The following is a 19,502-nucleotide window of genomic DNA, read 5'->3' as shown; positions in this document are numbered from 1 at the left end:
TGAAAAACTGGAACACAGGGTTTTATAATTTCTTAGAAACCCCTACCTTTGTGCTCCCATTTTTGACACCCGAATTTTCAACAACACAGTAAACGTTAAAGTTTAAGAAGTCGTGACGAAAGCAGACGTAATTGCAGAGATCGCCGATAAGACCGGAATTGATAAGGCTGAGGTAACGAACACCCTTGAGACCTTCTTTTCGGTAGTTAAGGACTCGTTGGCCGAGGGAGAGAATATTTATGTGAGAGGGTTCGGCAGTTTCATCAACAAGAAAAGAGCCAAGAAAGTAGCCCGGAACATCTCGAAGAACACCGCTATGGTAATCGATGAGCATTATATTCCGAGCTTTAAGCCCGCCAAGGTTTTTGTTGAACAAGTAAAAACCAGCGACAAAGCCAAAGTTGCGGCTGAGTAAGCACTAAAAGCGGTCCTCAGTGTCTGAGTCCAGTCTAGGCATTTGCTCCGTGATTCGTTTCTATCATGAATAAGTCAGTACTGTTTGTTGTCGTGTTAGCTACCGCTTTAACCGCAGGGTTGTATACCTTGCCTAAAGTTGTCGTGCGCAATGAAAGCAAACAATTGGGTGAATCACTACCAGTAAACCGCACGAAGCAAACACCTACCTCGACTCAGCACGGGGCAGCTGCTGGCAACGAAGCCCTTGAGGGCGCAGCGGCTCATGAAAAGCCTCTTTCTCCAGAACAACAAAAGCAACTAACGGCGTTAAGGACTCAGTTTTTAACGGCGAGTTCGGCCCAGAAAGAATCGGCAGCAACAAAGTTAATTGCTCTGTTCCGGGACGTGACCAAGTATGATAGCGCAGCTCACTACGCTGATCTGCTAGCGACTAGTCAACCAACCGAACAGAATATGCTCCAGGCGGGCGATCAGTATTTTGAAGCTTACACGTTCGCTGTTGACGAGAACAAAACAGCAATGTTGGGTCAGAAGACCCGTGATTTTTACCAGAAAGTACTTGCAAAGAATCCGAACTTACTGGCGGCCAAAGCTAATATGGCGATGACCTACGTCAATACGGATACACCGATGCAAGGAATTATGCTTTTGCGCGATGTGCTGAAGCAAGATCCGACCAACGAGCTAGCCTTGTTCAACCTCGGCCTATTATCGATGCGGTCAGGTCAGTACGAGCGGGCTGTTGAACGGTTCCGTCAGATATTAATTACGAATCCGGCGAGTCGTAAAGCGCAGTTTTATCTGGGCGTCAGTCTAGCGGAATCGGGTCAGAAAGCGGAAGCTAAAAAAGTACTGGCTCAGGTAAAAACACAGGAGAAAGATCCACAAATTCTAGCCGCTGTTCAAGAATACGAAGAGCGGTTAAAATAAGTAGGGTATATAGTTGACACGGATAAAGTTCATTGATACTTAGGAACCGTCAACGTTAAAACTTTACAACCATTTGGGCTTTATCGAGTGATAGGCCGACACATATTTTAAACCACTAAACAGCATTCGCACTATGCCTTGCGGTAAAAAACGGAAACGGCACAAGATTGCCACCCACAAGCGGAAGAAACGGCTCAGAAAAAACCGGCACAAGAAAAAGTAGTAAGTAGTCGGCAGTTTACAGTCGGCTTTTCCGCCGATAGCTGCCTACTGTAAACTTGTCTACTGCCTACGCGTTTTGGAAGCCTCGTGCCGGTCTGTAAAAAGCCCGAGCGTGGCTTCTTTTTTTTTATATAGCCATTCTTAACCGTTCATTCATCTTGTGAGTAATGAATTAGTTATCAGTTCGACTCAGAAAGGTGATCGGATTGCACTCTTGCAAAACAAGAGATTGCTGGAATATCACGAAGAAGAGTTAGACAGCAGCTTCACCGTTGGCGATCTTTACTTAGGAACCGTCAAAAAGCTTTCATCAGGGCTCAATGCCGCTTTTGTGGATGTTGGGCACGAGAAAGATGGCTTTTTGCACTACCAGGACTTAGGACCGAATATCAATTCGTTTAATAAGTTTGTCAAAGATGTAATCGCCAAGCGCGTCACTACCGGCAAGCTCAGCAACATGAAGCTGGAGCCTGTTATCGAGAAGATTGGGAAGATCGATAAGGTGCTGACAAAGAACGCTCCCATCCTGGTTCAGGTGGTCAAAGAACCCATCTCGACCAAAGGTCCACGCCTTTCCTGCGATATATCGATTGCGGGCCGTTATCTGGTCCTCGTGCCGTTTTCGGACGGAGTAAATTTATCCAAAAAGATTACAGACCGAGCCGAGCGGTCGCGGTTGCTACGACTGATGTCGTCGCTTAAACCGCAAAACTTCGGCGTCATTGTACGTACTGTTGCGCAGGACAAAGATGTTGAAGAGCTTGATCGCGACCTTCAGCATTCGCTCGCTAAATGGGAACAGGCAATTAAGACATTAGCCGACGCCAAACCCCGCGACCGGGTACTGGGTGAAATGAATCGAGCGTCGTCCATCCTGCGCGATATGCTCAATGAGTCGTTCGAAAGCATCACAGTTGATACCCGCGAATCGTTCGACGAGATCAGGGAGTACATTCATACGATTGCTCCCGAGAAAGAGAAAATTGTTAAACTTCATAGCGGCAAGGCAAAGATCTTTGAAGCGTTAGGGCTTGAGAAGCAGTTAAAATCTTTGTTTGGCCGTTCGGTAAGCTTGCCCGGTGGCGGCTATCTGATTATCGAACACACGGAAGCGCTGCACGTCATTGATGTCAACAGCGGTAATAAGTCGAATTCGGAAGAAGATCAGGAAGCAACCGCTATCAGTGTCAATCGTGAGGCAGCCAAAGAAATTGCCCGGCAACTTCGGTTACGGGACATGGGCGGGATTATCGTGATTGACTTTATCGACATGAAAAAAGCAGAAAATAAAAAGCTTCTGCAAGACATCATGCGCGATGAGATGAAGTCAGACCGCTCTAAATTTACGATACTGCCTTTAACGAAGTTCGGGCTGATGCAGATCACGCGTCAGCGAGTACGGCCCGAAATGAACATTGTTACTCGCGAGGTTTGTCCAACTTGCGGAGGAACCGGCACGATCCAGGCAAGTGTGCTTGTCACCGACGTTATTGAAAATAACCTTGATTACATTTTGACCAAACAGAATGAGCGAGGGATTTCCATTACAATGCACCCATTTCTGTATGCCTACTATACCAAAGGCTTTTATTCCAAGCAAATGCAATGGTATATGAAGTACAAAACGTGGATCAAGATTGTAAAGGACAGCTCACTGGGCATTGTCAACTTCAAATTTTTCAATAAGTCAGGTGAGGAGATCGAAACAGGTAGCGGAGCTTAATAAATAAAGTAATGCTACAAGTAATTTAACGTAACCCGTTAAAAGTAAAGGGGTTTCATTCATCTCGAATGAAACCCCTTTACTTTCGCTACAATGTCTTAGTGGAGAACCTCCATTTCCATTAACTCGCCGAACATATCTTTGCCGACAAGTCCCTCTACGGAATCAACTGAGTTGATGTTCAAAAGCAGATCACGTAGGTCCTCCGTAATTTCATACGTCTGATACAAACGACGGTCAAATAGAATAGGTGCCTTTTCAAGATCACAAAGGGTGTACCGATCTTGATTAAACCTTGGGCGTGCAGGCCAGCGCCCCTGTTCCGTTCGTTTTGGTTCTTCTGGTTCCAAAAACGAATTGATATATGTCCACCCTTCCCATTGGGCTGGGTAGCGCTTTAGATAAGGCCAGAAAGCCTTGTACAACTGCGTCATTGCTTCCTGACAGTACATATCCCGATCACTGTGGCGAATAGGCCGGATGGGGTCAAGACAATGAACTACATTTCTTAAATCAGGTTGACGATAACAAACTACGGGTACAATGGGTACACCGGTAGCATGAGAAAGATACGCAACTCCTTTACGCGTCAATACTCGACGATCCCCTAGCGGCACTGAAATAAACTTATCTTCCTCGCCGGGTTCAGGTGCTGTCTCAGGGCTACCATCGACATAAACAATCAACGACCTTCCTGCTTTCAATTCCCGCAGAACGGTTAGCCCAGCAGAGGGGCTGTTCGCTTCGACAATGCGGAAAATATTGGTCAGGTTATACTTTTTGCGTAAACCTTCAGCATGTTCTATCATTCCTTCTCCTTGATGACGGTTTGCATTGCTGCCAAGCAGCAGTACACAATCGACTCCCCGTCGAAACAATAAACTCGTCAGAATTCGATACGATCCAAGGTGATAGGTACAATAGATGCGAGGGCTATCCAGCTTTGTTAATAATTCCTGCGCTCCACTTGTTTTTACTAGATCGCCGGCCGTTAAACACTGGTGATCGAACGTAGTAAAAACCTGTTGCAACAATAACTCCTGAAATAGCGTTTCGTGTTCACTGCGAGGAATGAAGGGCATGATGTTTTCGACATTAGCAGAAAACGTTGTGAACTTCATCAGGTAGCCTCGTTCCTTGTGCAGATCAATCTGCTGGAAGTGATCCCGACAACGGGAAAGTTCTTGTTTGTAAAGACGCAGTGCGGATGACATAATTTTTACCTGTTAAAGGGAAAAAGTAAGTTTAGAAGAGACTCCTTGGAAGGCCATTACATAGCAGCATGGTATATCTCCAGCAGCCAGTCGTAAGATACTTTCTGATTCTCTTTTAGCAACAGACAAAACGTTGTTCTTGGTTGCTTGAACGGCTTTGATTGCGAATTGCTTTTTCATGATGACTTTTCTGTTTTTTCGTTCGATTTGTTTGCTTGATCAGCGCTGTTTTAGGCACTGTTTGAAAGCGATCTCGGCAAGAAGCAATTTCTTGTTTGTGGAGATGCTGGGCGGATGGCTTACTTTTACCTATTAAAGGGAAAGAGTAAGCTTGGAAGAAAGTCTGTTGAAGGCCATTACTTGGCAGCAACCGTTATCGTCGGCAGCTAGTCGGAGAATGCTTGCTGATTCTCTTTTAGCAATTGATAGAACGTTGTTTTTAGTTGCTTGAACGGCTTTGATTGCGAATTGCTTTTTCATGATGACTTTTCTATTTTTTCGTTTGGTTTACTTGCCTGGTTGGCGCTGTTTTGTGCGCCGTTTGATTGATACAAAATTAGATTCCAGGGCAAGGGTCATCAATCGAAGAAAAGTCTCAATAATGCGTATTGGATTAGTCAATTATTACCATTATCTTAGTCCAGATTTTTGCTAAGGGCAACATGAAAGCAATACAATTAACAAGGACTTTCCTAAAAAAGCCGATCTACGGAATTGGGCTTCTGTTAGGTATCGTTCTGCTTATTGAAGGGCTATCCTGGACATCTGCCTACACAGTCAAAGTAGAAAAGCTGGTTAAAGCTGGGGGCCTTCTGCCCTACGTCAGCCTTTGGTTGAGAAGCCTGCTTATTCCGGAAATATGCAGCACATACATCATTATTACATTAATCAATCTGCATCATACCCGTTATAAGATCGATTCGGTCGATTTGACGTGGCGTGATATAACCAAATACGAGCTTTTACTGCTGCCTACGATTCTGTTGTCGTTTTTCGTTTTCAACCCGGCAACTGAAACGATCCGCTTTTTGCTAGAGCAGTTTCCTAACTATACCTTTTCAAAATACTGGGAAGTATACCTGGGAGGCACTTTTACCGCTGGTATCTACTTTCGTTATCTAATTCCAATGCTGTTGATTGGTTACATTGTAACCAATACGTCTCTGCTATCTGACTATTTTACGCAGCGACAGGAAGCTCAGGAAGCAGCTGAGAGTCAGGCGGCTATGGCCGTTCAGGCAGCTCAAGCTGCCATTGCAGCACAAACAACCGTAGCTGCTGCGCCCGCCAGCAATTATTTATCCCACATGAAGGGTAAAAACCAGCACGGCGAACTCGACTTCCCCGTTGAAGACGTTTACTTCTTCACCATTGAAGATCGATACTACTACGCTCAGCTGGAAAAAGGCCAGTATTTAGTCGCAAAAACGCTGAATGAACTAGAAACGGAATTAGATCCTAGTCGTTTCTTCCGCATCAAACGCGACTATATTGTTAATCGGCAGGCTGTTCTCAATTACGCATATTGGGAGAATGGTAAATACATTGTTCGATTAAACACACCTGATCGACACGAAATAGTGGTTCCTCGTGCCCGTATGCAGGAATTTCGTGAATGGTTACAGGGTAATGGTCAGCGTCCATACGCTGATACGTCTACGGATTCGTTTATCATGGCCTCCTAAGTAATTGATTTCATAAGTAACTCTTTACGGATATACCGTATCTTGGCAATTGACGACAGCTACCTAATTGTAGCTTTTTTGCTATATGGGTCTTATGATTTACGGCAGTTCGGTAGCTAATCCCCAACTGATCGGCAATTTCTCCAGCAGTTAAGCCATTAGCGACCATTCTTAAGACCTCGCGCTCCCGGTCCGTCAATCGATTTAGTTCATCTCGTGTGCTATCGGAGAGTACTTCCACACCAAAATTCTTCAGCAAGCTCATAAATCCGCTACTGTAATAGCACCCGCCTGCACTGACGGTCTGAAAACAACGATATAGCTCATCCAACCCATCGCTAGCGTACAAAAAGCCAAAGAAGCCCATTTGCATGGCTTTGGCAATCATGCGCAGGTCAGGTTTACTCGTATACAGAATGAACTTAGTCTGATAATTAGACTGTTGCATCTCTTCAACTATATCAAAACTTCGTTTACCGGAGATCTCGGACTCAAGAATAACGCATTGGGGACGTTTGACACGAATTTGCTTCAGCGTATCCTCCATCTCGACAGCACGTCCTACTACATTGTATCCTTGCTCCTTTAGCAGTTGACTCAATACTTCACAATTGAATACTTCTGACTGCGCCACGAGAATAGAAAAATCCCGTCGACGTAGTGCGAAGTTTTTTGCGCCATCCTGATTTGTCGTTGGCTGATCCATGTCTGTTATTTGTAAAAGAGTGATTGAAAGTACTAGCCTATTTAGAGTTTAAACAACAACAACATTCTGAAATCACCATTTCTCCGGACGAAATCACCGAAAACAGGCCCTTTTTATGGGTGATTTCGTCCGGAGAAATGGTGATTTCACGCAAAACGACTTGTTTTACCTTATAGTACCATACTACTTTTGATCATCAGCCAACCGTCTGTCTATTCAGAAACTAGCGATATGATGATCCAGGAAGAAACAATGTCGTCTGCTTACGAAGCGTCCTCAACTGAAATACAAAGTATAATCATGGAGTGGGTAGAAGCCACGGAACAGTTCCATCGTCGCTACGCTAAACTCACTGAGGTTATCAATTCGCTCCAGTCTAATAGTCATCGGCAGTCGAACGCAAACAACCGGTCGCGCTTACGCAAACTTATTACATTACGTCATCATATGAGCGATGTCTTAATGACTTTAATGGTTGATATGTCTGGTCAAAAAGCGGGCCGTGCCATGCAACCTTCTAAGCCTGGACAACTTCATTCTCACGCTCGTTTGTTAACTGAACTGAACCGGGAAATTGACGCTGAACTGACCAGTGTTAAAACGGTAGCTATAGCTTAGTGTTCACCTCTCCTTCTTGATAAAGGCAAGTTCCCTAGGTAATTAGGGAACTTTTTTTGTGGTCATTATAGTAAAAAATTACTATTGTACTAAGATAAAAAAGTAATCGACAGATTGTTAACACTCTGCGTTATTTTGTTACTACGAAAGGCTTTAATGCATGGTGTGAGTACTAGCCGGATATGACTGTGCCCAAAAGCTTAGATATTTCAATATCGATTCGCTTGAAGTGCATGAATTCGGACAAAAGTTGATCTGCTTCTTCAGGACTCTTGTTTTTACTGTCCCGCAATTGCTGCTGCAAGGTGTTCATGCGTCGCTCAGCGAGCATTTTCTTGATTCGTAGGATATTCTTGTACGCTGAATCAGCAAGAATAGAAATCTCTTCTTCGGATGGCACATAAATCTCGTGCTTGATCCACCCTTCGCTGATTTCGTAGCGTGGCGTAGTTAGGTTGATAGCCTGATTCTGAACGATAGAATCGTCCGAGGCTTGTTGCGTCAAAAAGTCGCCAGCCGTCAAGATATCTCCCCGGTGATAGGCTTCCCGGAAAAGCGTAAGAATAAGGTCGAAGGGGGGCGTTTGAAACTCTATATCGTGAAGTTCGCTTAGCACATACTGGCAAAGGGTAATTCCGGGTTCAAGCTCCCGAGCGCCGTAGTTCATCAACAGACGGATGCACTCTTCTTCCTGATACGACAGGGGTGTTCGGGCAGTGGATGTTCGGTTTCCCGGAGCAAGCGGCTGTTTCGGAACCGTTGGCTGTATACCCTCGATACCTGACTCAGCAAACAGCGCGTTCAATTCGTCGACCGATGGCTCCTGCTGTGGTGTATCCTGCCTAGAAGCACGGTCATGCTGACGATCATATTCTTTTTGAGTCTGGGCTTGCCGTTTTCGGAGCAAGCGGTTGATCTCGGAGATGACAGACTGCTCACTGACATGAAACACTTGCGCGACCCGCTGCGAAAGTGTCTGGCGCTTTAAGTGATCCGTAATTCGCGTAATGCTAGCGCACACGTCTGAAATACCTTCCGCTCGTTTGTGCGGGTCATCACCAGCTTCTGAGAGCCACTGTCCAGCTTTAAAGTCAATAAAATCCTGTGAGTTTGTCTTGATGTATTGCTTGAATGCATCAGCGCCTACCTTATGAACGTAACTGTCGGGGTCTTCGCCGTCGGGAAGAAGAAGCAACCTTAGGTTCAACCCTTCTTCAAGCACCATATCAAGGCCACGCAGGGCCGCTTTTATCCCGGCAGCATCGCCATCATACAAAATAGTAACGTTTGATGTGAAGCGGGCAATCAACCGGATCTGCTCCGTTGTGAGCGAAGTACCCGACGAAGCCACCACGTTTTTAATCCCGGCCTGATGAAGCGATATAACGTCGGTATAGCCTTCTGTCAGGTAACAGACATCTTCCTGCCTGATGGTTTGTTTTGCCTGATAGATTCCGTACAGAACCTGGCTTTTGTGGTAAACCGTCGTCTCGGGCGAGTTCAGGTATTTAGGCTGGTTCTTATCCGTCTTTAGGATACGAGCACCAAACGCAATGACACGCCCCGAAACGTTATGGATTGGAAACATAACGCGCCCCCGGAAGCGGTCGAATACTTTACCGCCTTCCTTACTCAGTATGAGACCCGCTTTCTCCAGGAGATCGCGATTGTAGCCTCTACGCACTCCTTCGTTCATGAGCGCATCCCACTGATCGAAGCTGTAGCCCAGTTCAAAGGCTTCGAGCGTAGGGTTGGTAAAACCACGCTCACGGAAATAAGTTAGTCCGATACTTCGCCCCTCATCCGATTTCAGCAGAGCCTCCTGGAAAAACGTTTTGGCGAAATTTAAAACAATCAGCAAACTCTCCCGCTCGTTTTGCCGCAACAACTCTTCGGGCGTCTGCTCCTGTTCTTCAATCTCAATACCGTACTTCTTAGCCAGGTACCGAAGTGCTTCGCCGTAACCGATGTTTTCTATGTCCATTACGAATTTCACCGCATCTCCCGCTTTACCGCAGCCAAAACATTTATAGATTTGTCGAACGGGGTTAACGTTGAATGACGGCGTTTTCTCGTTGTGAAACGGGCAACAGGCAATGTAATTACTGCCGCGCTTCTTTAGAGAGACAAAGTCATTAATAACTTCGAGAATATCAGCCGACTGGCGGATTCGCTCAACTGTTTCTTCGGGAATACGCATGGACAATGAGAATTGAGAAATCAAATTTACTCTGAAAGTCGGCCCCTTTGCCAGTTCGCAAACGCAAAACAGGAATATTAATCTGCATCTGGCAAATTTTTTGCTGACGGATCAGCTAGGCACTTGATCCCAGATCATGTCCTTATCCGTAGCTTATGAACGATTATTTACCGTTAGTTCTAGTGGACAAACTGGTGTCTTTGCGTGTGCTACGCGGAGCATGGGTGCCGCTACTAATTTTAGCTATTCTTCAAGCGTGCCGCCTTCAGCCTGTTGAACCAACCCAACCGGATGCCAACGCACCAAGCGGTAAACCAGCCAATCAATACAATGCCGACGTAGCTAGCCAGTGGGCAGCCCTTCAACTGAAGCTGACAATGACAACACCTGGCTTTAGTCCACCAGTAGCTTCCCGAGCGTTTGGTTACGCTGGTCTGGCTATGTACGAAGCGGTTGTTCCCGGCATAACGGATCACAGGTCGCTGGCGGGTCAACTTCAGGGCTTAACAACCCTCCCCAAGCCCGACGCCAAGGAATATAACTGGGCACTTTGCGCCAATGCTGCCGAAGCAACGATCTTACGTAGCCTGTACACAACGGCCTCGACTGCGAACAAGTCAGCCATCGACGCGCTCGAAAAAACGCTGTACGCCGACTTTAAGGGCTCAGACGAGGGCGTCAATCAACGTTCTGTAACGTTTGGGCAGAATGTAGCCAATGCGTTGTTTGAATGGTCTAAAACCGACGGGGGACATGAGGGCTATAGCCGAAATTTTCCGACCAGCTATGTCGTACCGACGGGGCCGGGACTTTGGCAAACGACAGAAAACGGACAGAAGATTCCGATGCAGCCTTACTGGGGGAAGAACCGAACGTTTGTCAAAGCAAATATGGACTTGCCGATGCCTAAACCGCTACCCTATTCGACGGATGTGAAGTCAGCAATGTTCGCACAGTATCTGGATGTATATGTAAAATCGAAAAACTTGACCCAGACAGAAAAGGAGATTGCCGTATGGTGGGCCGATAATCCTGCTGAAACGTTCACACCACCTGGTCATTCGTACAGCATCGCCAACATTACTGTTAAGACGGCTAAAGCAGATCTGGCGAAAGCCGCCGAAACGTTTGCCAGAACAGGTATCGCAGTCTCTGATGCGTTCGTATTATGCTGGCGGTGTAAATATTTGTTCAATAACCTTCGGCCCTACACCTATGCTCGGCTGGCCATTGATCCGGCCTGGGTTCCATTCTGGCCAGCTCCCCCCTTCCCCGGCTATCCTTCAGGTCACGCTACGCAGTCGTCGTCAGCCGCTATCGTGTTGACTGACTTGTACGGCGAGAGTTTCGCTTTCACAGATGATTCGCACGTCGGTCGGGCAAAGGATGCCAGTCGGAACGTTGAGTTTAAAGCCCGCTCGTTCAAATCGTTTGTCGAGTCCGCGCAGGAATCGGCAGACTCCCGCTTTTACGGAAACATTCACACCCGTCAGGACAATGAGACGGGATTAGCCGAAGGAAAGAAGATTGGAGCCAATGTCAATGCCCTTGCTTGGAAGAAGTAGCGTTATGGCTTAGCGCATTCCGGCCAGCATTTCTTCTCGGGTTGGTCGATCAGCGTTCAAATCATAGCTGATGCCTTCAAGGTCCAGATAGTCCATAAACTCACGGTGCCGGTCTTTCTCAACCGTGAACACGTACCAGTTTTCGTAAGGTTCGTTGAATAGCTCAACTTCCGTCAGCGAGGCTTTTTTCTGCAGCGCCTGATATTGATTTGTTTCGAGGGTAGCCTGTTTTATAAGGAAGTACCACATGTAGAAATAAGATTTATGTCAATAAACGAAAACCCCGCGTAACAGTTTGCTACACGGGGTTTTCGTTTTACTGGGGCAACACAACCTGACTCGCTTACTTGTTAGCTGCCAAGATGTAATCAGCGAGTACTAAACCAGCCTCAGTCAGATACAAATCTTTCTTTTTCTTCGGAGTCGGCGTTCCGGTTTCATCAACAGTAGCCGTTATCTGAGAGACCTTGTTCGCAGCAGTGCGTTTGCGTTCTGCCTCTTCCCGTTCTTTCCGACGTTTCGTTTCCTGTAACGACACAACCGTATTCTCCTTTGCCTTTTTGAAATCGGCCAGATCCTGCGCCAGTTGCTTCAACTCCGGATCGGATTTAAGTCGCTGATCAAAGCGATCCCGCAGACGAGCCAGGATTTTATCGTCGAGGCCACGTGACTGCTCATAACGCGTCGAATTGATCTGATCCCAAGGCAACGCACTTGGCTGCGAGCTTTCGCCATACTCTTCAGCCGAGAAAGCGGATGGCAGCTCGATGTCTGGCGTAACACCCCGGTGTTGCGTACTGCTACCATTTATCCGATAAAACTTCTGGATCGTCATTTTCACCTGACCAACTTTTTCCGGCTCTTTAGGCAGCCACTGGTTTAAATCGATCAATGTTTGAACCGTACCTTTACCGAAGGTCTGTCCACCCACAATAACGCCCCGTTTGTAATCCTGAATAGCCGCAGCAAAGATTTCAGACGCCGAAGCACTGAATCGGTTTACCAGCACAGCCATTGGGCCATCGTAAGCCACAGACGGATCGGGATCGGTGTAAACTTCTGTTTCACCCGATGACTCGCGAACCTGAACAACGGGTCCTTTGGGAATAAACAGACCGGTAAGGTTAATAGCTTCGGTAAGCGATCCACCTCCGTTGTCGCGCAGATCGATAACAATACCGTCTACTTTCTCGCCTTTCAGCTCTTCCACGAATTTCTTCACGTCACTCGTTGTGCTGCTGAATCCTTCTTCGCGCTTGCGGGCTCCCTCGAAATCACGGTAGAACATCGGAATGTTGATAACACCGATTTTGAATGCCCGACCGTTATCGGAAACCTCAATGACTTCTTTTTTGGCTCGCTGCTCTTCCAGCTTGATCTTCTCCCGTACCAGTCGGATTTCTTTCGGTGGCGCACCAGCTAATGCGTTAGGAGCAATAACCTGCAACCGCACAATCGTGCCTTTCGGTCCTTTGATAAGCTTGACTACATCATCGACCTGCCAGTTCATGGTGTTAACCATCGGCCCGTTATCGCCCTGCGCAACGCCGGCAATCTTATCGTCTTTGTTGAGCAGCTTGCTTTTGAAAGCTGGACCGCCCGGCAGAATGTCCGTGATACGAATGTAATCACCATCTTCCCGAAGCATCGCACCGATCCCTTCCAGCGACTGGCTCATCTCCTGGTTGAAGCGATCCGCGTTTGTGGGCGAAAGATAGTTCGTGTGAGGGTCAAGCGCTTCGGCAAACGAGTTCATATACATCTGAAATACATCGGCGCTCTTGATCCGGTTGATCGCCTTATCAAGATTCGTGTACCGCTGGGTCATCAGAGCGACTACGGCGCTGTCTTTGCGATTGCCTAAACGAAGCTCCAGCTCCTGGTTTTTCAGGATTTTCCGCCACAGTTCGTTTTGTTCTTCTGCCGTTTTTGGCCAGGCCGCTTTTTCACGATCCGTATTGAACGTCTCATCCGTCGTGAAGCTCAACGGTTTTTTGAGCTGCTCTTTAATGAATTCGCTACGTTCCTGGTACCGCTTGCGGAAGACGTTGTACAGGTCGTAGGCCGCTGTCAGATCGCCGTTAACCAAGGCGTCATCAATCTGATAACGATATTTCTCAAAAGCCGCTACGTCTGACGCCAATAGGTAGGTTTTGCTACCATCTACTTCTTTCAGATAATTGTCCCAAACAACGGACGACAGCGAGTCATTCAGTCTTACTTTGCGGTAATGGTAGGTCGTTAATAGCTTAGCTACCAGCGTTTCCACCTTCTCCTGCGAAATAGACGGTTTCAAATCGTCATTGGGAGACGAGGTTTGGCCACCTGAAAGGGGCGCACCGCCTGGAGTGTAGGCTCCAGAAGGAGAATCCGGCTGAAAACTCAGCATCAGCACGGGCAATAGGGTCACCAGATACTTCTTCATCTACATTACCCAGATTAGTCGCGAACGGGCGAATAAGTAAATGAGCCAGCAATTGTCTGTTCAGACTATCGGCGCTCATTTATTTATTCGCCATTCCCTCATTGTTTAACTATATCAAGCAATTCGACATCAAACACCAATGTCGAGCCCGGTTTGATGTCAGCACCGGCCCCCCGGTCACCATAGGCTAAATCAGAAGGAATGAATAGTTTCCATTTTGAACCGACCGGCATCAACAGAAGCGCTTCGGTCCAACCTTTAATCACTTCATTCACACCAAATTCCATTGGCTGACCACGTTCTACTGAACTATCAAATACTTTACCATCAAGTAAGCGGCCCGTGTAATGTACTTTAACCCGATCCGTGGCAGTTGGTTTAGCACCTGTACCTTCTTTTTCAACAGAATACTGCAATCCGCTGGCTGTCGTAACAACGCCCGATTTTGCTTTATTCTCAGTCAGGAAAGCACTCCCGATTTTTTTGTTTTCGGCCGATGCTTTCTGCCCTTCAGCGTTACGGATGGCGTATTGCTTTTGAGCGTAAGCATTTAGAATCTGCCCGGCCTGCTCCTGCGTCAATTGCGTTTTTTGACCACTCAATGCATCCTGAAGACCACGCGTCAACAGGTCGTTATTCAGCTCGGTCATGCCCTGTTGTTTCAGGTTCTGGGCCATAAAAAGACCAATGCTGTAGCTTATGGAATCCTGAGACGACACGATGGCACCTCCTGTAGTTGATTTGGCAGTCGAAGCAGGTTTGACACCTGTGGCGGGTCTTTTAACAGCTGGTTTTTTAACTTGGGCCGTCGCAGCGCTGGCGACAAAAACAGCCGACGCAACACCGGCCAGCATCCATTGGTTGAACTTCATGCGAACTTAAAAGGGAGTGATATACACTAAACTGATTACTGATAAAACGTGAACAGATACTAGAAAAGTTTGGAGAATAACGGTTTCGATGAAATTTTACTTTACCGCTCCATAAACAGTGGCGATAAACCTTTCCAGAAAGACTATTCTGCTTACCCATTAAAAGTAACGCATACAAACTGCTTTCGCTACGCTTACCTTCTTAAAATACTCCAAATTTGGACGAACGGCTTAATTCTTCGCTTAATGGTCCTTCTAATAAATAGGCGTCTGCCGGAAAAGTCTAAGGTTCAGCGAATGATTATTGAATTATTCATAATTTTATTAAATTTTAATCATACCTTTGCGGCCGAAAATCGATCTATAAATTTCATCCTACTTATATGGAATCCGTAAGACCCGACGAGATATCAGCCATCCTGCGCCAGCAGCTAGCCGGTACACAAACCGAGGCTGAACTCGAAGAAGTCGGTACGGTGCTGCAAATCGGTGACGGCGTAGCGCGTATCTACGGCCTCTCGAAAGTGCAGGCCGGCGAATTGCTGTCGTTCAACAACGGGCTTCAGGCGATGGCCCTGAACCTCGAAGAAGACAACGTTGGAGCCGTATTACTCGGCGACTATTCGGAAGTCAAAGAAGGCGACACGGTTAAGCGCACTGATCAGATTGCTTACGTAAGCGTTGGCGATGGTATCCTCGGTCGTGTTGTTAACACGCTCGGCCTGCCTATTGACGGCATGGGTCCTATTCAGGGCGAGCTATTCCAAATGCCGATGGAGCGGAAAGCACCAGGCGTTATCTTCCGTCAGCCGGTAAATGAACCGCTGCAAACAGGTATCAAAGCAATCGACGCCATGATCCCCATCGGACGGGGTCAGCGCGAGTTGATCATCGGCGATCGTCAGACGGGTAAAACCGCTGTGGCCATCGATACCATCATTAACCAAAAAGAATTTTACGACAGAGGTCAGCCCGTATACTGCATCTACGTTGCCTGCGGTCAGAAAGCCTCGACCGTAAAGCAGGTAGAAGCCACCCTACGGAAAGCAGGCGCTATGGACTACACGGTTATCGTGTCGGCTAACGCGTCAGACCCTTCGCCAATGCAATTCTTTGCGCCGTTTACGGGTGCAGCTATTGGTGAATACTTCCGCGACACAGGCCGTCCAGCGCTTGTTGTTTATGACGATCTGTCGAAACAGGCGGTTGCTTACCGTGAAGTATCGCTGCTGCTGCGTCGCCCACCAGGACGTGAAGCGTATCCAGGAGACGTATTCTATCTGCACAGCCGGTTATTAGAGCGGGCGGCTAAAATCAACGGTAACGACGAGATTGCCAAAAACATGAATGACCTGCCACCTTCGTTGAAAGACAAGGTGAAAGGTGGTGGTTCGTTGACGGCACTTCCAATCATCGAAACCCAGGCCGGTGACGTATCTGCCTATATTCCAACCAACGTAATTTCGATTACGGACGGACAGATCTTCCTGGAGTCGAACTTGTTCAACTCTGGTATTCGGCCTGCTATCAACGTTGGTATTTCGGTATCGCGGGTAGGTGGTAACGCGCAGATCAAGTCGATGAAGAAAGTAGCGGGTACGCTTAAACTTGATCAGGCTCAGTTCCGCGAGTTAGAAGCCTTCGCGAAATTCGGTTCAGACCTTGATGCCTCGACGAAGCTGACCATCGAACGGGGTCGCCGGAACCAGGAGATGCTGAAACAAGCTCAGTATGCACCAGTTCCTGTCGATCAGCAAGTAGCTATCATTTACGCTTCGACAAACGGGTTACTTGACAAAGTCCCCGTCAACAAAGTAAAAGCGTTTGAAAGCGAATTTGCGATGGTACTTAGCGCGCAGTATCCAAACATTCTGGCTGACCTCCGCGCAGGTAAGCTTACCGACGAAGCAACCGCGACGCTTAAGAAAGTTGCGGCTGATCTGTCAGCACAGTATTAAACTAGTTTTCAGTTTACAGTTTTTAGCGGGCAATCAACGCGTTGACGTCAGGCTGAAAACTGTAAACTATTAACTGAAAACTATCATATGGCCTCACTAAAAGAAGTACGCGCCCGGATATCGTCGATTAACTCAACGCAGCAGATCACCAAAGCCATGAAAATGGTGGCTGCGGCCAAGTTACGTCGGGCTCAGGATAACATTACGCAACTACGTCCTTACGCTCAGAAGCTGAGCCAGATGCTCGGCACGGTATCGGCGGGTGCAGAAACAGCGTCAGAAAGTCCTTACAAGCAGGCTCGCCCTGTTGACCGGGTGCTTCTGATCGTTATTACATCCGATCGTGGCTTATGCGGAGCCTTTAACGCAAACGTTGTAAAAGCTGCGCTGACCTTGATCGATGAAAAATACGCTGCACAGGCTCGCCAGGGCAACGTACAGATTATGGGCATTGGCAAGAAAGGTGCAGAGGCATTCCAGCGTCGGGGTTTCAAAGTCAATACAAACCACATTGATACCTTCGGATCGTTAAACTTCGCAACCGTACGAGCTGCGGCTGAGGAAGCAATGGAAGGCTTCGTCAACGGAAGCTACGATGTGGTTGAAGTGATTTATAATGAGTTCCGGAACGCAGCGGTACAGATCGTGCGGACGGAGCAAATGCTACCCATTGTCGCTACGGAAGCGCCAGCGGGATCAACAGCATCAGCTATCAATTACATTTTCGAACCCGCCGAAGAAGAAATCATCACGGAGCTGATTCCTAAAACGCTGAAGATTCAGCTGTACAAAGCCGTCCTTGACTCAAACGCGTCAGAGCACGGTGCGCGAATGACGGCCATGGATAAGGCTACTGACAATGCCGGTGAACTGCTGAAAGAGCTTCGCCTGGTATACAACCGGACTCGTCAGGCTGCTATTACGACCGAAATTCTCGAAATTGTCGGTGGTGCTGAAGCGTTGGCCAGCGCCTAAATATCTTTTTCTATCGTACAAAGAGCACGACCGATCCAGTCGTGCTTTTTTTGTGTATAATTGCCTTAAGCCAATCCTTGTTAAGATTGGCTTAAGGCCTGATTAAAAACTCATTATACTCTGATTATCAATAATTTACATTCTATTGGAGCCATTAATTATCAAGCAAAATCAGGAACCAATCAAGGTAACATTTAGTTATTTAGTTGTCATATACGAAGGACGCTTTTCTTAACGTTAAGTAATCGGTTTGACACCCATAACGATTCCAAATCACATGAAACTCAAAGGTATAATTAGCAGTCTTTTTATCGCCGGTACGCTGGCGTCCTGCGCTCCTGCCATTACGGTTAAATACGATTACGATCCTAAAGTAAACGTTCGTCAGTTTACTACCTACCGGATTGAAGCGGACCGTCAACGTAACGCTGATCCTATCGTTGGTAGCAACCTAAACCAACGCCGGATCGCTGATGCACTTGATCAGTCGCTGAAAGCGCGCGGCTATAAGCCTGTTACGCAAGGTGAAGCGGATCTTGTTGTTCGTTTCTTTACGGACTCCCGTGATCGTCAGCAAATCCAGTCTAACAATATGTACTCACCTTATTCGTGGTGGTACGGTGGTATGGGTAACAATGTTTACTCACGGCAGTATGAAGAGAACCGTGTCGTTATTAACGTTTCCGACGCTCGTACGAACGATATCGTCTGGCAGGGCTGGGCAACCGGTCAGCTAAACAACCGAAACAAAGAACGCGACCGCGATCAAACCTTCCGGGAAACAGTAACCAGCATCATGAAAAACTTCCCAGAAAGTGCTGGTCAGGACTACGGTGCAGCGCGCTAAGGAATTCAGGTCCTTAATTAAAACCTACGGTACGTCTGTACCGTAGGTTTTTTTATGGCCATAGCTTTTTGTTTATTTGCAGTTTTCCAACTAAACCACATGTCTGCTAGCCGAGGAGTCGTTTATTCGCTCCTGACCGTAGTATTTGTTCTACTGTTAGGCATTGCGGCTTTGCTCATGGTAGCGTACAGCAGACACCAGAGGCTCGAAGATACGACACACGACCTCCGACGCAGCCTCGATCAGCAGGATAGGCAGATCAAGAATCTACAGCAACGACTCGAAAATTGCGACACGGTTGACTCCGTCGCTCCCATCGACACCTCCTGGCAACTATCTCCCCGTGACTCGAAACATGTTGTTAGCCACAACTAAAGGCGAGACTCTTGGCTTCTCAACCTATTGAGGTAAAGGAGAACGATGATTAGTTTATCAGCGGGCATGTTCACAATTGACCCACTCGCATTGACTTAACCACATCCTTGATAAGCTTTTGTGCTCCTTTTATAATTATTTAGATTTATTATAAATAATATACTTATTTGTTTGGAATCTTTCTAAACAAAGACTAGGTTTGCCATACAGAACCGCTGTACAAGCCTTGTCTCGTCAGTTATTGGTGAGCGGCTGCAACCAGCTTATAAATCGAAGTTTTCAGGCTAACTGCTTAAAATATATATTATTATGATATGCCAGTGCCACCTCTTGTCTGAATCAGTCAGTGGGCGTATCGTGCTTTATGGACATACCGCTCCCGACGACACCCATAATATTGCCTTACAGTTCAACAACATAACTCAATGGCTGTGCTACGAAGACTTTCTGGCGTTGGAATGGAACGTAAGATGCATCGACGCGAACGCTTATTTTGACGCTCACCCGCACGAGGATCGTGTTCATTTAAGCACCCCTTCCCGCTACTTAAGCTTTAGCTTTCGTCCAAATGAGCTAATTGAGTTGAGGCAGATGTTAGGTCGGGCGGTGGCCAGACTCCATTGGATTGAAACCCTCCGTAACGCACAGAATTAAATACCATGCAAAACGTGCTTGTTTTCAGGACAAATATCAATACTGACCAACGAGTTCATCGGGCGGCCTGTCGACTCTGTAAATTGCGGGGAATATGCCGATGGAGCGTTGATCTG

Annotated in this window: 19 protein-coding genes; 11 read left to right on the top strand and 8 right to left on the bottom strand. The window is 47.1% G+C overall.

Annotation, left to right across the window (positions count from 1 at the left end; translation table 11 throughout):
• The first annotated feature begins 112 nt into the window (after positions 1-112).
• The 3 genes from M0L20_RS11465 to M0L20_RS11455 all read left to right on the top strand — a co-directional run bounded on the left by M0L20_RS11465 (position 113) and on the right by M0L20_RS11455 (position 3,292).
• Positions 113-415 (top strand): HU family DNA-binding protein, encoded by a 303-nt coding sequence (locus M0L20_RS11465; protein WP_171741255.1) that lies wholly within the window; start codon positions 113-115, stop codon positions 413-415.
• A 65-nt stretch (positions 416-480) separates the two neighbouring features.
• The gene (locus tag M0L20_RS11460) at positions 481-1,347 is read left to right on the top strand and encodes a tetratricopeptide repeat protein (RefSeq protein WP_232561105.1); all 867 of its coding nucleotides are present in this window, start codon (positions 481-483) and stop codon (positions 1,345-1,347) included.
• A gap of 382 nt (positions 1,348-1,729) precedes the next feature.
• Positions 1,730-3,292, top strand: coding sequence for an Rne/Rng family ribonuclease (locus M0L20_RS11455; RefSeq protein ID WP_232561104.1), 1,563 nt, complete (start codon positions 1,730-1,732; stop codon positions 3,290-3,292).
• 98 nt (positions 3,293-3,390) lie between these two features.
• Here the strand turns inward: M0L20_RS11455 and M0L20_RS11450 are convergent, their stop codons facing one another.
• The 3 genes from M0L20_RS11450 to M0L20_RS11440 all read right to left on the bottom strand — a co-directional run bounded on the left by M0L20_RS11450 (position 3,391) and on the right by M0L20_RS11440 (position 4,986).
• Positions 3,391-4,506, bottom strand: coding sequence for a lysophospholipid acyltransferase family protein (locus M0L20_RS11450; RefSeq protein WP_248477078.1), 1,116 nt, complete (start codon positions 4,504-4,506; stop codon positions 3,391-3,393).
• Between the two features lie 12 nt (positions 4,507-4,518).
• Positions 4,519-4,686: a hypothetical protein gene (locus M0L20_RS11445; protein WP_232561102.1), complete on the bottom strand. Its 168-nt coding sequence runs from the start codon at positions 4,684-4,686 to the stop codon at positions 4,519-4,521.
• Positions 4,687-4,818: 132 nt separating this feature from the next.
• Positions 4,819-4,986 (bottom strand): hypothetical protein, encoded by a 168-nt coding sequence (locus M0L20_RS11440; RefSeq protein ID WP_232561101.1) that lies wholly within the window; start codon positions 4,984-4,986, stop codon positions 4,819-4,821.
• A gap of 182 nt (positions 4,987-5,168) precedes the next feature.
• Here M0L20_RS11440 and M0L20_RS11435 point away from each other — a divergent pair, with 182 nt between their 5' ends.
• Positions 5,169-6,191 carry a LytTR family DNA-binding domain-containing protein gene (locus tag M0L20_RS11435; protein WP_232561100.1) on the top strand — a complete coding sequence of 341 codons (1,023 nt, stop codon included), beginning with the start codon at positions 5,169-5,171 and terminating at the stop codon, positions 6,189-6,191.
• A 10-nt stretch (positions 6,192-6,201) separates the two neighbouring features.
• Here the strand turns inward: M0L20_RS11435 and M0L20_RS11430 are convergent, their stop codons facing one another.
• Positions 6,202-6,897: a LuxR family transcriptional regulator gene (locus tag M0L20_RS11430; RefSeq protein WP_232561099.1), complete on the bottom strand. Its 696-nt coding sequence runs from the start codon at positions 6,895-6,897 to the stop codon at positions 6,202-6,204.
• Positions 6,898-7,128: 231 nt separating this feature from the next.
• Between M0L20_RS11430 and M0L20_RS11425 the strand changes: the two genes are divergently transcribed.
• Entirely contained in the window at positions 7,129-7,515 is a 387-nt protein-coding gene (locus tag M0L20_RS11425) for a hypothetical protein (RefSeq protein ID WP_248477077.1), read from the top strand.
• Positions 7,516-7,687: 172 nt separating this feature from the next.
• Here M0L20_RS11425 and dnaG read toward each other — a convergent pair whose 3' ends face one another.
• Positions 7,688-9,715 carry a DNA primase gene (gene dnaG, locus M0L20_RS11420; protein ID WP_248477076.1) on the bottom strand — a complete coding sequence of 676 codons (2,028 nt, stop codon included), beginning with the start codon at positions 9,713-9,715 and terminating at the stop codon, positions 7,688-7,690.
• Positions 9,716-9,870: 155 nt separating this feature from the next.
• Between dnaG and M0L20_RS11415 the strand changes: the two genes are divergently transcribed.
• Positions 9,871-11,280, top strand: coding sequence for a vanadium-dependent haloperoxidase (locus M0L20_RS11415; protein ID WP_248477075.1), 1,410 nt, complete (start codon positions 9,871-9,873; stop codon positions 11,278-11,280).
• 9 nt (positions 11,281-11,289) lie between these two features.
• On the opposite strand, the gene M0L20_RS11410 is transcribed toward M0L20_RS11415, so the two are convergent.
• The 3 genes from M0L20_RS11410 to bamJ form a co-directional block, all read right to left on the bottom strand.
• Positions 11,290-11,529, bottom strand: a complete 240-nt coding sequence (locus tag M0L20_RS11410; protein ID WP_248477074.1) for a hypothetical protein — start codon at positions 11,527-11,529, stop codon at positions 11,290-11,292.
• A 94-nt stretch (positions 11,530-11,623) separates the two neighbouring features.
• A complete protein-coding gene (locus M0L20_RS11405) occupies positions 11,624-13,705 on the bottom strand; it encodes a carboxy terminal-processing peptidase (RefSeq protein ID WP_248477072.1) in 2,082 nt (693 codons plus the stop codon).
• 98 nt (positions 13,706-13,803) lie between these two features.
• Complete coding sequence (bamJ, locus tag M0L20_RS11400) at positions 13,804-14,577, bottom strand: BamJ family beta-barrel-assembly machinery protein (RefSeq protein WP_262923904.1); 774 nt, start codon at positions 14,575-14,577, stop codon at positions 13,804-13,806.
• 383 nt (positions 14,578-14,960) lie between these two features.
• Here bamJ and atpA point away from each other — a divergent pair, with 383 nt between their 5' ends.
• The 5 genes from atpA (at position 14,961) to M0L20_RS11375 (ending at position 19,386) form a co-directional block, all read left to right on the top strand.
• Complete coding sequence (gene atpA, locus M0L20_RS11395; protein ID WP_248477071.1) at positions 14,961-16,535, top strand: F0F1 ATP synthase subunit alpha; 1,575 nt, start codon at positions 14,961-14,963, stop codon at positions 16,533-16,535.
• An 87-nt stretch (positions 16,536-16,622) separates the two neighbouring features.
• Positions 16,623-17,510 (top strand): ATP synthase F1 subunit gamma, encoded by an 888-nt coding sequence (atpG, locus tag M0L20_RS11390; RefSeq protein WP_232561092.1) that lies wholly within the window; start codon positions 16,623-16,625, stop codon positions 17,508-17,510.
• Positions 17,511-17,787: 277 nt separating this feature from the next.
• On the top strand, positions 17,788-18,357 hold the full coding sequence (locus tag M0L20_RS11385) for a DUF4136 domain-containing protein (RefSeq protein ID WP_232561091.1): 570 nt from the start codon (positions 17,788-17,790) through the stop codon (positions 18,355-18,357).
• Positions 18,358-18,456: 99 nt separating this feature from the next.
• Entirely contained in the window at positions 18,457-18,732 is a 276-nt protein-coding gene (locus M0L20_RS11380; protein ID WP_248477070.1) for a CbtB-domain containing protein, read from the top strand.
• Between the two features lie 330 nt (positions 18,733-19,062).
• On the top strand, positions 19,063-19,386 hold the full coding sequence (locus M0L20_RS11375; RefSeq protein WP_248477069.1) for a hypothetical protein: 324 nt from the start codon (positions 19,063-19,065) through the stop codon (positions 19,384-19,386).
• Positions 19,387-19,502: the final 116 nt, after the last annotated feature.

The organism is Spirosoma liriopis, assembly GCF_023196085.1.
Classification (GTDB): domain Bacteria; phylum Bacteroidota; class Bacteroidia; order Cytophagales; family Spirosomataceae; genus Spirosoma; species Spirosoma oryzicola.
Note: the sequence above shows the minus strand (reverse complement) of the source record. Positions and strands in the feature narration are given on the sequence as shown.